Source organism: Nisaea sediminum (assembly GCF_014904705.1).
Lineage (GTDB): Bacteria > Pseudomonadota > Alphaproteobacteria > Thalassobaculales > Thalassobaculaceae > Nisaea > Nisaea sediminum.
This window is the reverse complement of sequence record NZ_JACZCQ010000016.1, coordinates 1-13680: the sequence shown is the minus strand read 5'-3', so window position 1 is coordinate 13680 and position 13680 is coordinate 1. Positions and strand designations below refer to the sequence as shown.

16 protein-coding genes are annotated in these 13680 nt (G+C 63.9%); 10 read left to right on the top strand and 6 right to left on the bottom strand.

Going from position 1 to position 13680, the window contains the following annotated elements:
• Positions 1-15: 15 nt before the first annotated feature.
• From IG122_RS23160 to IG122_RS23135, 6 genes are all read right to left on the bottom strand, one after another.
• Complete coding sequence (locus tag IG122_RS23160) at positions 16-1299, bottom strand: TRAP transporter large permease (protein WP_193188944.1); 1284 nt, start codon at positions 1297-1299, stop codon at positions 16-18.
• A complete protein-coding gene (locus IG122_RS23155; protein ID WP_193188943.1) occupies positions 1299-1859 on the bottom strand; it encodes a TRAP transporter small permease subunit in 561 nt (186 codons plus the stop codon). The genes IG122_RS23160 and IG122_RS23155 overlap by 1 nt, the downstream gene beginning before the upstream one ends.
• An 85-nt stretch (positions 1860-1944) precedes the next feature.
• Positions 1945-2997, bottom strand: a complete 1053-nt coding sequence (locus IG122_RS23150) for a TRAP transporter substrate-binding protein (RefSeq protein WP_193188942.1) — start codon at positions 2995-2997, stop codon at positions 1945-1947.
• Positions 2998-3023: 26 nt separating this feature from the next.
• Entirely contained in the window at positions 3024-3845 is an 822-nt protein-coding gene (locus tag IG122_RS23145; protein ID WP_226893889.1) for a putative hydro-lyase, read from the bottom strand.
• 76 nt (positions 3846-3921) lie between these two features.
• A complete protein-coding gene (locus tag IG122_RS23140) occupies positions 3922-4800 on the bottom strand; it encodes a LysR family transcriptional regulator (RefSeq protein WP_193188941.1) in 879 nt (292 codons plus the stop codon).
• Positions 4801-4875: 75 nt separating this feature from the next.
• A complete protein-coding gene (locus IG122_RS23135) occupies positions 4876-5778 on the bottom strand; it encodes a LysR family transcriptional regulator (RefSeq protein WP_193188940.1) in 903 nt (300 codons plus the stop codon).
• A gap of 163 nt (positions 5779-5941) precedes the next feature.
• On the opposite strand from IG122_RS23135, the gene IG122_RS23130 reads away from it, so the two are divergent.
• The 10 genes from IG122_RS23130 to IG122_RS23085 all read left to right on the top strand — a co-directional run.
• Complete coding sequence (locus IG122_RS23130; protein ID WP_193188939.1) at positions 5942-6973, top strand: C4-dicarboxylate TRAP transporter substrate-binding protein; 1032 nt, start codon at positions 5942-5944, stop codon at positions 6971-6973.
• A gap of 85 nt (positions 6974-7058) precedes the next feature.
• Positions 7059-7595 carry a TRAP transporter small permease subunit gene (locus IG122_RS23125; protein WP_193188938.1) on the top strand — a complete coding sequence of 179 codons (537 nt, stop codon included), beginning with the start codon at positions 7059-7061 and terminating at the stop codon, positions 7593-7595.
• On the top strand, positions 7592-8902 hold the full coding sequence (locus IG122_RS23120) for a TRAP transporter large permease (protein ID WP_193188937.1): 1311 nt from the start codon (positions 7592-7594) through the stop codon (positions 8900-8902). Before IG122_RS23125 ends, IG122_RS23120 begins: the two co-directional genes overlap by 4 nt.
• A 45-nt stretch (positions 8903-8947) precedes the next feature.
• Positions 8948-9556 carry a glutathione S-transferase family protein gene (locus tag IG122_RS23115; protein ID WP_193188936.1) on the top strand — a complete coding sequence of 203 codons (609 nt, stop codon included), beginning with the start codon at positions 8948-8950 and terminating at the stop codon, positions 9554-9556.
• A 20-nt stretch (positions 9557-9576) separates the two neighbouring features.
• On the top strand, positions 9577-10122 hold the full coding sequence (locus IG122_RS23110; protein WP_193188935.1) for a carboxymuconolactone decarboxylase family protein: 546 nt from the start codon (positions 9577-9579) through the stop codon (positions 10120-10122).
• A gap of 15 nt (positions 10123-10137) precedes the next feature.
• Positions 10138-11007 carry an amidohydrolase family protein gene (locus IG122_RS23105; RefSeq protein ID WP_193188934.1) on the top strand — a complete coding sequence of 290 codons (870 nt, stop codon included), beginning with the start codon at positions 10138-10140 and terminating at the stop codon, positions 11005-11007.
• A 23-nt stretch (positions 11008-11030) separates the two neighbouring features.
• The gene (locus IG122_RS23100; RefSeq protein ID WP_193188933.1) at positions 11031-11831 is read left to right on the top strand and encodes an SDR family NAD(P)-dependent oxidoreductase; all 801 of its coding nucleotides are present in this window, start codon (positions 11031-11033) and stop codon (positions 11829-11831) included.
• A 276-nt stretch (positions 11832-12107) separates the two neighbouring features.
• Positions 12108-12725: an SIS domain-containing protein gene (locus IG122_RS23095; RefSeq protein ID WP_404924915.1), complete on the top strand. Its 618-nt coding sequence runs from the start codon at positions 12108-12110 to the stop codon at positions 12723-12725.
• A 31-nt stretch (positions 12726-12756) separates the two neighbouring features.
• Positions 12757-13482, top strand: a complete 726-nt coding sequence (locus tag IG122_RS23090; protein ID WP_193188931.1) for a transaldolase — start codon at positions 12757-12759, stop codon at positions 13480-13482.
• Positions 13483-13526: 44 nt separating this feature from the next.
• A partial coding sequence (locus IG122_RS23085) for an NAD-dependent epimerase/dehydratase family protein (protein WP_193186530.1) occupies positions 13527-13680 on the top strand: 154 nt, incomplete at its 3' end.

The window sequence follows — 13680 nt, the reverse complement described above, 5'->3', positions numbered from 1 at the left end:
AGGTAGTTCAGTTGATCAGTAGAACAGGCCTGGCAGCCATAATGCGAGATCGGGGAAGAGGAGCAGAAGTGCGATCATCGCGAACATAGTGATGACGAATGGGGCGGCACCGACCATAACGTCCGATAGCTCGCCTCTTTCGCGGACTCCCTGTACGACATAGAGATTGATCCCGATCGGTGGGGTAATGAGCGCGGTTTCCAGCAGCACCATGAGCAGGATCCCGAACCAGACCGGATCGAAACCGAGCGAGATCACGATCGGTGTCACCAGTGGCGCGACGGTCAGCAGCATGGAAAGCGTCTCCATGAAGCAGCCGACGACGATCAGGACCGCGATCAGCATCAGCATGGTTTGCATCGGCGAGAGGCCGAGCCCGGTGACGAAATCCGCCAGCGCCTGGGTCAGGCCGATGACCGAGAGGACGAAATTCAGGAACACCGCGGCGAGGATGATCAGCATGATCATCGAGGTCGTCCGCATGGTGCCCTCGATCGCAGCCCGCATCATCTCAAGTGAGAGCGAGCGGTTCGCCGCGGCGAGGACGAGTGCGGCGATCACCCCGAGGGCGGCGGCCTCGGTCGGCGTCGCGACGCCGGCATAGATCGAGCCGACCACGACGAGGAAGATCCCGATCGGCGGCAGCAGCGACGGCAGCGCGGCGATCCGATCGCTCCAGGTCGCGTTCACGCTTTCACCGCCCCAGGACGGCTTGGCAAGGCAGAGGATGATGACCGTGACCATGAAGAGCGCGGCGAGCAGGAAGCCGGGAACGAAGCCCGCGAGATAGAGCTCCGGCACCGAGGTGTCGGTCAGCAGACCAAACAGGATCAGGTTGATCGAGGGCGGGATCAGGATGCCGAGCGTGCCGCCGGCTGCGATGGTGCCGAGGAAGATCCGTTCGTTGTAGCCGCGTTTCTCGATCTCTGGGATCGCGACGGTACCGATGGTGGCCGCGGTCGCGACGGAGGAGCCGGAGGTCGCGGCGAAGAGCGCGCAGGAGCCGGTATTGGCATGCATCAGCCCGCCCGGCAGCCAGCCGAGCCAGGTGACGATGCCCTCGTACATCTTCGCGGCGATGCCGGAGCGGAGCAGGATCTCGCCGAGCAGGATGAACATCGGGATCGCGACCAGCAGGAAGTCGGTTCCGGTCTGCCAGACCATGTCGCCGAGCGCGCGGTGCAGCGGCATCGGGCTCTCGAGGTACTGCATGGTGAGGCCGAGCCAGCCGAGCACGGCGGCGACCGGGACGGCGAGGGCGATGAGGCCCAGAAGGATCAGGAGTGTCTTGGTCAGCATCAGGCGGTCTCGTCGTGAATCTGTTCTTCGAGGGTCTTCACGCCGATCCTGCGTTCGCCTTCCGCGGCATTGCCGGTCAGCGTCGCGAAGAGCGAGCCGACGAAGAGCAGGACGCCGCAGAGCACGAAGAACATCCAGCCGGCGAGCCAGGGGATCTGAGGGATCGCGAGCGGCGTGCGCATCGGGGTGATCGAGCGCGAGCCGTGCTCCAGCGTGTCGGCGACAAGGCCAGAGGCCATCCAGGTGACGATGCCGGCGAACCCGATCAGCAGGGCGAGGCCGAAGAAGTTCAGGAAGATCCGGAGCGGGCGCGGCAGGATCAGGAAGAGGGCGTCGACCCGGATATGGGCGCGTTCGAAGAGCGCGAAGGCGAGGCCGAGGGAGGTGGCGACGCCGAAGGCATAGCCAGAGATTTCGTCCGCCCCGGCGATCGACATGTTGAACAGTTTCCGGACGAACACCTCGACGGTGACGAGAACCGCGGATCCGAGTATCAGCGCGCCGCCGAGCCATACGAGCCAGCGGGACAGCCGGTGCCCGGCGTCAATCAGGCGAAGCATGGAAATTCTCCCTCGAGGAGGTGACCGGGACAGGTTCGGAAGGGCAGGCCGGCGCCGGAGACAATCCGGCGCCGGTCCGTTCAGGTTACTTCGCCTTGGCGGTCAGGCCGAGGATCTTGCCGACGCTGTCGTTCCAGCCGGCCGCGCACTCGGCGCCGCAACGCTCGGCCCAGCGGGCGAGCACAACCTCGTTCGCGATCTTGTCGCGGAGGGCAAGGTCCTCCTTGGAGGGCTTCACCAGCTTCATCGCGCCCGGCTCGCCGATGTCGCACTTGCCGCCGGTGATGCAGCTGATCGCGACTTCGTCCTCGGTGGCGGTCTCGGTCCACATCTGGTCGTTCAGGATCGCCAGTTCCTTCTGCAGCATCGCCTGCTTCTCGGCGCCCATGGCGTTCCACTTGTCCATGTTCATGGCGCCGAAGGCGAGGCCCCAGCCCACGCGGAGCGTATAGGCATGGGTCGCGACCTGGTGCCACTTCGCCTTGTAGGCGGACATCGTGCCGGTGATGCCGCAATCGACGACGCCCTTCTCGAGAGCGGGGATGACCTCGGCGAACGGAACGGTGACGGAGGTGCCGCCGACGCCCTCGACGAAATCGCCGAGCGTGGTCGCATAGACGCGGATCTTCTTGCCGGCGAGATCCTTGATGCCGTTCACCTCGCCGTTGCACCAGAGCGTCTGGCTCGGGAACGGATAGAGCATCAGCAGCTTGGCGTTATAGATCTCGGCGAAGGCCTTCTCGAGGATCGGGAAATAGGCCTTGGACACCGTGCGCTGGGTCTCGATGTCCTGGGTGACGGAAGAGAGATCGGCGCCCTCGAACACGGCGTTTTCAGCGGCGACGTAGCCCGGCAGGCCGAAGGCGAAGTCGAACACACCGTTTTTCACCAGGCGCATGATCTCGAAGCCCTTGAGGCCGAGTTCGGTCTGCGGCTTGACCTCGCCGACGATGGCGCCGCCGGTGGCCTTGGCGATGTGTTCGTTCCAGAACGGGCCTTCGTGCTTCTGGTAATTCGTCAGGCTGCCCCAGGTGCCGACGGCCTTGATGACGGTGGGGCCATCCGCGAGTGCGGGTCCGGAGATCGTGAGGCCGCCGGCAACGGCGAGCGCCGCGGCAAGAGTGGAAAATCGCTTCATGTGTAGTCTCCCTGTTTGTCTGCTGTTCAGGCGATGAAACTGTTGGTGGAGTCTTCTATGTCCGTGATCAGCATCCGCCCCGGTGTGTGGGTGATGCAGATCGGCGGGCGCGCTTCTGCGAGCGCGTTTTGGGGGGTGACACCGCAGGCCCAGAACATCGGCACGCCGTCGGTCGAGACCGGCGGGTCGCCCCAGTCGGGGGACTGGACGTCGGCAATTCCGATTTCGGACGGGTCGCCGATATGGACCGGCGCGCCGTGCGCCCACGGGAAGCGGCTGGTGATCTCGCGCGCCTCTTCGACCTGATGCTCGGGAATGTAGCGCAGCGAGACGACCATGCCGCCGCCGAACGGGCCGGAGGGGACGGTGTCGATATTGGTCCGGTACATCGGCACGGTGGTGTCGGCCTCGATATGGGCGACCGGGATGCCGGCGGCGACGAGGGCGTTCTCGAAGGTGAAGGAGCAGCCGATGGCGAAGGCGACGAGGTCGTCGCGCCAGACCTGCTTCAGGTCGGGCACTGTCTCCGCCAGCTTGCCGTCCCGGTAGATGTTGTAGGAGGGGGTGTCGGTCCGCACGTCGATCTCTCCGAGACCCGGCCAGAGCGGATTGCCGGTCTCGGTCATGCCGACGAGCGGGCAGGGCTGAGGGTTCTGGCGGCAGAAGGTCTCGAAATCGCCCGCGTAGTCCGACGGCAGGATGGCGAGATTGACCTGCAGCTTGCCGGCGGCGAGCCCCGCGGTATGGCCGCGATAGGCGCCGCTCCTGATCGCGGCGCGTACCGTTTTGACATCCATCTCCGCGAGCGCCGCGAAGGATGGGTGCGCCGGATTGTTGTGTTCAAGCATCGCTGCCTCCCGTTCGGGTGAAACCTTAGGCAGCGAAAACGATCACGTTCAAATTAGTAATTTTGCAGAAAATCGATTAATTATTTTTATCGTACTTGATGGCAGTCCGCTGCGCGATCTCGGCCGCGCGGGCGCTCACCATCGCGTCGGGCGTGGCGAGAAACGAGGCTGTGAAGGCGAGGGGCGCGGGCGTCCAGCCGGGATCGAAGCGCTCGACCTGGCCCGACGCGAGATAGTCCGCGGCGAGCGAGAGCGGCAGCGCGCCGATCCCGAGACCGGCCGCGACCAGCCGGAAGCAGGCAGAGAGCGAGGAGGAGGGGAAGATCACCGCGCTGGAGCCGTAGCGCTCCATCAGCTCCTCCTTCAGCAGGCGGAACGGACGTGTGTCGCGGGCGAAGGTGATCACCGGCGCGCCTTTTGCCGGATCGCTGACCGCGAGGTCGGGCGCCCGTAGCCAGGTCATCTCGAAGGCCGGCAGGGAGATGTTCTCGACCCGGTAATCCGAGACCGGCCCCATCAGCAGCGCGAGGTCGATGGCGTTTCCGAGCAGCCGCTCACGCAGATTGCGGGAGATGTCGACGTCGATCTCGACGGTGAGACGGGGAAACTCGGCTCTCAGATCGGCGATGAAATCGGGCAGCCAGGACTGCACGATGGTTTCCGAGACGCCGATCCGGAAAAGGCTCTCCACCTGTTCCGGCTGGCCCACATTGCTTTGGATTAGGCTGTTCAGCTTCAGATACTGCTCGGCATAGCCGATCAGCGCCATCCCGCTCTTGGTCGGCTGCATAGAGGCGGAGCGGTCGAACAGTTCCACCCCGAGGGCGGTTTCGAGGGTCTTTATGCGGGCCGTGATCGCGGGTTGCGTCAGATGCAGTTCCTCGGCGGCCTTGCGCACGTTGCCGGTCCGCGCGACCGCAAGAAAGGCCCGTATCTGATCCAGCGTAAAACGCACCGAAGATCCCGTTCGCGTGAAAAGATATCCCAAGCTACTGCGACGGGATTGCGCGTGACAGCCCTATCTCGAAGGTCACCAGACGTCCTGGCGGGATAGCGCCTCGACGACCTGGACCATGATCCGGTGCAGTTCGGAAAAGCTGCGGTTGCCGGCCCGGTCGATCCGCATGATCAGACAGAGGCCCCAGTTCAGTTCCGGGTCCAGCGGGCGCGAGATGAGGGTGCCGCCGGCGATCTCCCGGGTCACCGCGCTCTTGGTGAGGACGGTGGCGCCCAGGCCGGCCGAGACCATGGCCTTGGTGATGGAGACACCATTGACTGCAGCGGCAATGTTCAGCTTCAGGCGGTTTCTTTCGGCATAACTCTCCAAGAGGTCGCGCAGGCCGAAAGCGGCGTCGGGGAGGATCAGCTCACGGTCCTGGAGCCAGGCGGCGGGGACCCGATCCGGCAGGTCGCGGCCGGCGGGCGCGATGAAATGCATGCGCTCGGAAACGAGGGGGAGCACCAGCATCTCGTCCCGCGGCTCAGGATCGTGCACGAGGCCGAGATCGAGCTCCTTGCGCAGCACGGCCTCATAGGTCGCGGCGGAATAGCTCTCCCGGACATGCAGCCTGATCGCCGGCCATTTCTCGCCGCAGATCCGGAACAGTTCCGGCATCAGGGTCTCTCCTGCGGTCGGCGGAACACCGATCACCACGGAGCCGCCGGGCTCTCCGAGAAGGGAGCTGATCTCGTCGCGGGCATGGCCCATCGAGGTCAGGATCTGCTGGGCGTGAAGCAGGAAACGCTGGCCCGCCTCGGTCACTTCGATGCCGTTCTTCTGGCGAAGGAAGAGCCGCCCGCCGAGTTCCTCTTCAAGAGCTCCGACCTGTCGGCTGATTGCGGATTGCGCGATGCGCAGCTTGCGGGCGGCTGCGGTGAAGCCGCCTTCCTCGGCGACGGTGATCACGTATCTGAGGATCCTGTGATCGAACATTTTCCACTCCGGGGCGCGCGAGGGATCGATGCAGGCTCAAAACATCTCATTGAGGCATGGATAATATACAAATAATGCATTGGCGATATCGAATGTTTCCCGCCAGTCTGGCCGTCAAGAAAAGCGGGGACTGCCCGCTGGGACTCAGCAATGGGAGGTGCACATGATGTTCCGCAATCTGCGGCGCTATGCCGTCACGGGCCTTTTCGGCCTTGTCTTCACCGGAACCAGTCTGATCACGGGCCAGGTTTCCGCCGATACCTACAAATGGATCACCTCGAAGCCGCAGGGCGCGAACGACGCGCAGGCGATCAGCACCCAGTGGATGGTCGACGAGTTCAAGCGGCGCACCGGCGGCAAGCACGAGATCCAGGTCTTCTGGGGCGGCAGCGTCGCCAAGACCCGCGAGATCCCGGACGCACTTTCAGCCGGCGCCGGCGATTTCGGTGACATCATCACCCCCTATTTCCAGGACAAGTTTCCGCTGAACAATGCGGTTGGTTTCTTCATCCCGCAGCCGAACTCGACCATCGAGGTCGCGCTGATGATGCAGAAGTGGCATCGGGTCTATCCGCAGTTCGATGCCGAACTGGCGAAACACAACCTGAAAGCCATCGGCTTTCGTCCGCTCGAGAGCTACGGCCTGCTCTGCCGCGAGGAGGTCAAGTCCCTCGCCGACCTGAAGGGCAAGCGGATCCGCACCTACGGGCACGCCTATCCGAAGATCGTCGAAGCGATGGGCGCGACGCCGGTCTCGATCGCCACTTCGGAAGCCTATGAGGCCCTGCAGCGCGGCATCCTCGACTGCACGCCGATCGGCCCTGCCCTGGCGCGCGGCTGGAAGTACGATGAGGTCGCGAAATACTTCATCAAGTTCCCGTTCGGTGCGTCCTTCGGCCATCTGGTCGCGATGAACCGGAAGTCCTTCGATGCGATGCCGGACGACGTGAAAGCCATCGTCGAAGGCCTCGGCCGTGAATATGCCGTCCGCTATGCCGTCGATCTCGAGGTCCAGATCGCCGAAGTGCTGAAGGGCTGGAAGAGCGCCGGCGTCACGGTCATCGACTTCCCGGCCGACGAAGCCGCCAAACTGGTCGACGACGCCGGTGTGCAGGAGGTCCGCAAGACCTGGATCGAGAAGGCCAATGCGGCCGGCCTGCCGGGCGACGAGATTGCCGCCGAGCTAAGGTTCTGACGCTTTCCGGCGCGCACCGGAGCCTCCGGTGTGCGCCGCTTGCTGCTATCCTGACCGTCCCGACACCTAGCGACGAGGGTTCCCGATGAGCGCGCCGCGTTCCGCCCCCGGCCCGTTGAGCCGTGCCGAAAACCTGCTCGACCGCCTGCTCGACGTGATGGCGGTTCTCTCCGGAGCCGTCCTCTTTCTGATGATGTTCCTGGTGGTGGCGAACACGCTGACCCGGAAGTTCCTCAACTGGCCGATCACCGGCGCTTTCGAGGCGACCGAGTCCATGCTCACGCTGGCGATCTTTCTCGGCCTCGCCTACACGCAGAAAGTCGGCGCGCATATCAGCGTCGATGTCCTGAGCCGTCATTTCAGCGGTCTCTCGAAGCGGGTCTTCGAGCTTTCTGCGCCCGTGCTCGGCACGGCTTGTTTCGGTTGGGCGACCTATGCGAGCTGGCTCTACGCCCTCGATTCCTTCCGCATGTCCGAGCAGGAATGGGGCTCGATCACCTATCCGATCTGGCCGGTCAAGATGCTGATCGTCTTCGGCCTCGGTGCGCTCACCCTGCGCTATCTGCTGGAAATCGGCATCATTGCCGGTGGCGAACGCTCCGCCGAGGAGAACGGACGATGAGCCTCGCCGTCGGAACCATCGGCTCGCTGGTGCTGATCGCCGCGATCCTCTCGGGTGCCAATGTCATGGTCGCGCTCGCCCTCGTGGGCGCCATCGGGCTCGCAATCATAGGCGATTTCAACGTCGCGACCGCGCTGATGGGCAGTGTCTTCTTCGACACCACTCACAGCTTCAATTTCAGCGTCATTCCGATGTTCCTGCTGATGGGCTTCTTCGCCATGCGCGCCGGGCTCGGGCAGGACATGTTCGACGCGGCGACGAAATGGCTCGGCGGGCTCCGCGGCGGGCTCGCGATCTCGACCACGATCGGCGCCGCCGCCTTCGGGGCAGCCGCCGGATCCAGCGTCGGCTCCGCCACCATTTTCACGCGGCTCGCTCTGCCGGAAATGCTGGCGCGTGGCTACGACAAGCGCCTCGCCTCCGCCTCGATCGCCATCTCGGGCACGCTCGCCGTGATGATCCCTCCGAGCGCGCTCATGGTGGTTTACGGTATCCTGACCGATACCAGCATCGGCGGTCTGCTGCTCGCCGGGGTGATTCCGGGCTTCACCTTCGCCTTCATCCTCTGCTTCGCGACCTATCTCTGGGTCCGGATCTATCCTGAATCCGCGCCGCAGATGGTCGAGCGCTTCACGATGCGCGAAAAGATGGCCTCGCTGCGCCTGGTCGGCCCGCTGCTGCTGGTCATCGTGGTGATCATTCTCGGGCTTTATCTCGGCTTCTTCACCCCGACGGAGGCGGGCGGTGTCGGTGCGCTGGTGACGCTGATCCTCGCCGCCATCCGCCATCGCGGCCTCAAGGGTGTCGAGCTCACGGAAACGCTGCTCGACACGGTGAAGACCTCAGGCATGATCTTCGCGATCATCATCGCGGCGATCCTGTTCTCGAAGTTCCTCGCTTTCTCCGGTGTCACCCATGCGCTCGGTGGCTTCCTGACCGGGCTCGAGACCAATCGCTGGGTCATCGTCGGCTTCATCGTGCTGATCTATCTCGTGCTCGGGATGCTGATGGACGCGCCGGGACTGCTGGCGATCACCCTGCCGATCACCCACCCGGTGATGCTTGGCCTCGGTTTCGACGAGATATGGGTCGGCGTCTTCGTCGTCCTGCTCTGCGAGCTTGGCGCCGTGACCCCGCCGGTCGGGATCAACTGCTTCGTGGTCCAGGCGGCCTCCGAGGGGCGCGTCGAGCTCGACGAGGTGTTCCGGGGGCTGACGCCCTTCTTCCTTGCCGGGCTGGTCATGCTGGTCCTGCTCTGCCTCTTCCCGGAAATTGCGACCTTCCTTCCGGATACGATGAAACAGTGAGCTGGTGCGGGTCTTCCGTGCACCGCGTTGACGACAGGTAATCTCATGCTGACGCTTTATTCCTCCCTGACCTCTCCCTATGGCCGCAAGGTCAGGATGGTGATCGATATCCTTGGCCTGGCGGACCGGATCGAGGTCCGCCATGCAAGCACTCTCGATCCGGACGATCCGCTCCGCAAAGCGAATCCGCTCGGCAAGATCCCGGCCCTGGAGCTGGCGGATGGCCAGACGATCTTCGACAGCCGGGTGATCGTCGAGTTCCTCGAGACGACCTATGACGACGGCAAGATCATCCCGCGCGAGCCGGGGCGCCGGTTCCGGGAACTGACACTTGCCGCGTTGGCCGAAGGCATCAACGACGCACTCCTGCTGATCACCTACGAGGGGCGTTTCCGCGAGCCGGAGCAGGCGAGCCGGGTCTGGCTCGACCATCAGTACGGCAAGGTCCGCCGTGGCCTCGAAGAGGTCTGCCGCAATCTTGATGCCTACCGGTCGCCGGGGATCGCCGCGATTTCACTGGCCTGCGCGCTCGGTTACGCCGACTGGCGCAAGCAGCTCGACTGGCGGGCCGAGTTTCCGCCGCTCGCCGGCTGGCTGGAGGAGTTCGAGCGCATCCAGCCGGCCTTCGCGCGCACTGCGGCGCCAGCCGAATAACCGAGAAGGGAAGCAGCCAGATGCAGCGCATTCCGGAACTCGATCCAGCGTGCTTGAACGACGAACAGAAGCGGATCTATGACGAGATCGCCTCCGGTCCGCGCGGCGGTGTCCGCGGGCCGCTCGCGGTCTGGCTTCGGCGGCCGGGGCTCGCCGACCGGGCGCAGGCGCTTGGGCGCTATTGCCGCTATGACAGCTCGCTTTCGCCGCGGCTCTCCGAACTCGCGATCCTGACCACGGCGCGGATCTGGGACGCGGCCTACGAATGGGCGGCGCACGAGCCGCATGCCGAAAAAGCCGGTCTGCCGCGCGCGGTGATCGATGCGCTGAAGGAAGACCGCGATCCACATTTCGAGGCGGAGGACGAGGCGGTCGTCTACGAGGTTTCCCGCCGGCTCAATCTCGACCGCCGGCTGACGGACGAACTTTATCGCCGAGCGGAACAGATTCTCGGCCTCGACGGGCTGATCGATCTGGTCGGCGTGCTTGGTTATTACAGCCTGATCTCAATGACGCTGAACGCTTTCGAGATCGAGGTCCCGCCCCAGTTCCGAAAAGAAACCTGAGACCGGCAAGATTTCATGGACCAGAAACCGAGCTACCATCCGAGCCCTTCCGAACCGTCGCTGAAGCTTCCGGCGGGCGCGACGGATTGTCATTGCCACGTCTTCGGGCCGGAGGCGACCTTCCCCTATGCCGACGACCGGACCTACACCCCGTCCGGCGAGGCCCCGAAGGAAAAGCTTTTCGCGATGCATGACGCGATGGGGCTGGAGCGCTGCGTCATCGTGCAGGCAGGCTGTCACGGCTTCGACAATTCGGTGGTCGCCGACGCGATCGCGGCCCGCCCGGGGCGCTATCTCGGCATCGCTCTGCTGCCGGTGGAGACGCCCGTTGCGAAGATGCGGGAGCTCGACGCGCAGGGCTTCCGCGGTGTCCGCTTCAATTTCATGCGGCATCTCGGCAAAGGCGCGTCGCTCGCCGAGGTGATCGCGATGACAGAGCGTCTCGCCGAAATCGGCTGGCACCTGCAGGTCCATATGGAAAAGGAACTGCTGGCGGAGATGGTTCCCGAGCTGAAGCGGTCCCGTGTCCCGGTGGTGATCGACCATATGGCCCGGGTCGATGCCTCCCTCGGCCTGGAACAGCCTGCCTTCACGGCGCTCCGGCACCTGCTGGAAGACAGCAATTTCTGGGTCAAGGTCAGCGGCTCCGAACGCGCCTCAAAGGAAGGGCCGCCCTATGCCGACGGCGTGCCCTTCGCCTCGACACTGGTCGCCGAGTTCGGTGATCGGGTGCTCTGGGGCACCGACTGGCCGCATCCGAACCTGGCGGGACCGGTGCCGGACGACGGCATGCTGGTGGATCTGATCGGGACGATCGCTCCCTCGGAAGCGGCGCGGCAGGCGCTGATGGTGGACAATCCGGCAAGGCTCTACGGCTTCGCCTGAGAAATCGGATCAGAGGAACAGATATGACAGGTCGTCTCGAAGGCAAGGTTGCGATTGTGACCGGCGCGGGTTGCGTTGGCCCCGGCTGGGGGAACGGGCGGGCGATCTCGGTACGGTTCGCCGAGGAGGGGGCGAAAGTCTACGCCGTCGATCTGAGCGAGGAAGCGCTCGCAGAGACAGTCGAGCGGGTTCACGCCGTCGGCGGCGAGATCGAGACGCGGCTGACCGACGTCACGGACAGCAATGCTGTCCGCGAAATGGCGGAAGCCTGCATCGTGCGGTTCGGCAGGATCGATATCCTCGTAAACAATGTCGGCGGCTCGGCGGCGGGCGGTCCGGTGGAGCTGAGTGAGGAGGTCTGGGACACGCAGATCGACCGCAACCTCAAAAGCGTCTTCCTCACCTGCAAGCATGTGCTGCCGCAGATGGAAGCTCAAGGTGCGGGCGCGATCGTCAATCTTTCCTCGACCTCCGGCCTGCGCTGGACCGGTGCCGCCCAGGTCGCCTATGCCGCGACAAAGGCCGGGGTGATCCAGTTCTCCAAGGTGACGGCGGTGCAGTACGCGCCGAAGGGTATCCGGGTGAATACGGTGGTTCCGGGCCAGCTGCACACGCCGATGGTCGAGGCGCGTCTCGCCGGCCAGCGCGCAGGAGGCGATGTCGATGCCCTTCTGCAGACACGCCTGAAACGGATCCCGCTCGGCTTCATGGGCGACGGACGGGACACCGCCAATGCAGTGGTCTACCTCGCCTCCGACGAGGCGCGCTTTGTCACCGGCACGGAGATCGTCGTCGATGGTGGTATGACCGCGCGCTGCGACTGACGCCCAGTCACCGATCACGACGCCGTTGCATGACGAAAAGAAACTCGGGGAATCGGGTCGATTAGCGGATTGGACGCGCCCGATTTTCAGACCTCATAGCCATAGAGCCACTGATGCGGCCGGGCCGCCTTCCGGTCGCCGAACAATCGATAAAGCCTTCCCAGTTCGGGATAATCGATCGGCCGGGTGCTTTGACAGAGCCGTCATGCCGGTGTTGGGTGATCTGATCGGTCTTGCAATGAATATGGCGTTTTGAGACAAGCTACGCGCGAGCTTTTGCGGTTTCGCGGCTTCGAAGAGGACCTGTTCTTGGCTCATGTTCAGCGGTTTTTCTCTCTGGCCGCAAAGGTATGCGGGGCGATCGACTGTTCGGAGATCGAAGCCATGGCCCGATGCCTGAAAGAGGTGCGCGATCAGGGCGGGCGGCTCTTCATTCTCGGGGTCGGCGGCAGCGCCGGAAATGCGAGCCACGCGGTCAACGACTTCCGCAAGCTGTGCGGGATGGAAGCCTATGCGCCGACCGACAATGTCTCCGAACTGACCGCACGCACCAATGATGAAGGTTGGGAGACCGTGTTTCGCGAATGGCTGAAGACGAGCCGTGCCCGGAGCGAGGACGCGCTGCTCGTCTTCTCCGTCGGCGGTGGAGACGCCGAGCACGGGGTATCCATGAACCTTGTACATGCCATCGACCTCGCCCGCGAGCGCGGGATGAAGATCTGTTCGGTCGTCGGCCGGGATCAGGGCCATGCCGCCAGGCACAGCACCCACGCCGTCGTGGTGCCGCAGGTTGACGCGGCCCTGGTCACACCGATATCGGAAGCGTTCCAGGCCGTTGTCTGGCATGCGCTTGTCAGTCATCCGGATCTACAGATAACCGCAACCAAGTGGTGACCAGACAATTGCGCGGCAGACAGGCAGAGCGATGATTTCGAAAAATGGACTGAATATCGCGATTTATGCCGACGGCGCCGATCTGGATACCATCGCGGCGCGCGCCGCCGATCCGCGGATCAGCGGGTTCACGACAAACCCGACGCTGATGAGGAAGAGCGGGATCGAGGATTACGAGCGGTTTGCCGAGGATGCACTCGCGATTGTCGGGAACCGCCCGATCAGCTTCGAGGTCTTTGCCGACGATTTTCCGACCATGGAAAAACAGGCGCGGAAAATCGCGTCATGGGGAACCAATGTTGCGGTGAAAATTCCCGTCACGAACACCAGAGGAGAGTCCGCCGCGCCGCTGATCAGGGCTCTTTCGGCGGATGGCATCACGGTGAATGTGACCGCGATCTTGACAACAGAGCAGGTGGCCAAGGTCGCAGAGGCGCTGTCGGCCGATACGCCGGCGATCGTTTCCGTCTTCGCGGGCCGCATTGCCGATACCGGGCGGGACCCGGTCCCCTACATGGTCGAGAGCAAACGCCTGCTGGCCGGAAAGCCGAAGGCGAAGCTGCTTTGGGCAAGCCCGCGCGAGCTGCTGAATATTTTCCAGGCCGACGAATGCGGCTGCGATATCATCACCGTTACGGACGACCTGTTGAAGAAGCTGCAGTGGATCGGCAGGGACCTTGACACATTGTCTCTCGAGACCGTGAAAATGTTCCACGACGATGCGGTCTCGGCGGGGTTCAGCATAGAAATCAACTGAGCTTCCCTGCGTCGAGAAGAGGTGGGGGGTGAGGAGGAAGTATTTTGTCACGACGTTTCAACAAGGTTCTGATCACGGGTGGCGCGGGCTATGTTGGGAGCCTGCTAATCCCGCAGCTTCTGGACCTCGGCTACGAGATCGTGTCCTACGACATCCAGTTCTTCGGCGACGACTTCCTTCCGAAAGACGATCCGAAGC

What these genes read in the sequence shown, in the direction of transcription:
- IG122_RS23160 (WP_193188944.1), bottom strand. Translation starts at nt 1,299, where the DNA reads ATGCTGACCAAGACACTCCTGATCCTTCTGGGCCTCATCGCCCTCGCC.
- IG122_RS23155 (WP_193188943.1), bottom strand. Translation starts at nt 1,859, where the DNA reads ATGCTTCGCCTGATTGACGCCGGGCACCGGCTGTCCCGCTGGCTCGTA.
- IG122_RS23150 (WP_193188942.1), bottom strand. Translation starts at nt 2,997, where the DNA reads ATGAAGCGATTTTCCACTCTTGCCGCGGCGCTCGCCGTTGCCGGCGGC.
- IG122_RS23145 (WP_226893889.1), bottom strand. Translation starts at nt 3,845, where the DNA reads ATGCTTGAACACAACAATCCGGCGCACCCATCCTTCGCGGCGCTCGCG.
- IG122_RS23135 (WP_193188940.1), bottom strand. Translation starts at nt 5,778, where the DNA reads ATGTTCGATCACAGGATCCTCAGATACGTGATCACCGTCGCCGAGGAA.
- IG122_RS23130 (WP_193188939.1), top strand. Translation starts at nt 5,942, where the DNA reads ATGATGTTCCGCAATCTGCGGCGCTATGCCGTCACGGGCCTTTTCGGC.
- IG122_RS23125 (WP_193188938.1), top strand. Translation starts at nt 7,059, where the DNA reads ATGAGCGCGCCGCGTTCCGCCCCCGGCCCGTTGAGCCGTGCCGAAAAC.
- IG122_RS23120 (WP_193188937.1), top strand. Translation starts at nt 7,592, where the DNA reads ATGAGCCTCGCCGTCGGAACCATCGGCTCGCTGGTGCTGATCGCCGCG.
- IG122_RS23115 (WP_193188936.1), top strand. Translation starts at nt 8,948, where the DNA reads ATGCTGACGCTTTATTCCTCCCTGACCTCTCCCTATGGCCGCAAGGTC.
- IG122_RS23110 (WP_193188935.1), top strand. Translation starts at nt 9,577, where the DNA reads ATGCAGCGCATTCCGGAACTCGATCCAGCGTGCTTGAACGACGAACAG.
- IG122_RS23105 (WP_193188934.1), top strand. Translation starts at nt 10,138, where the DNA reads ATGGACCAGAAACCGAGCTACCATCCGAGCCCTTCCGAACCGTCGCTG.
- IG122_RS23100 (WP_193188933.1), top strand. Translation starts at nt 11,031, where the DNA reads ATGACAGGTCGTCTCGAAGGCAAGGTTGCGATTGTGACCGGCGCGGGT.
- IG122_RS23090 (WP_193188931.1), top strand. Translation starts at nt 12,757, where the DNA reads ATGATTTCGAAAAATGGACTGAATATCGCGATTTATGCCGACGGCGCC.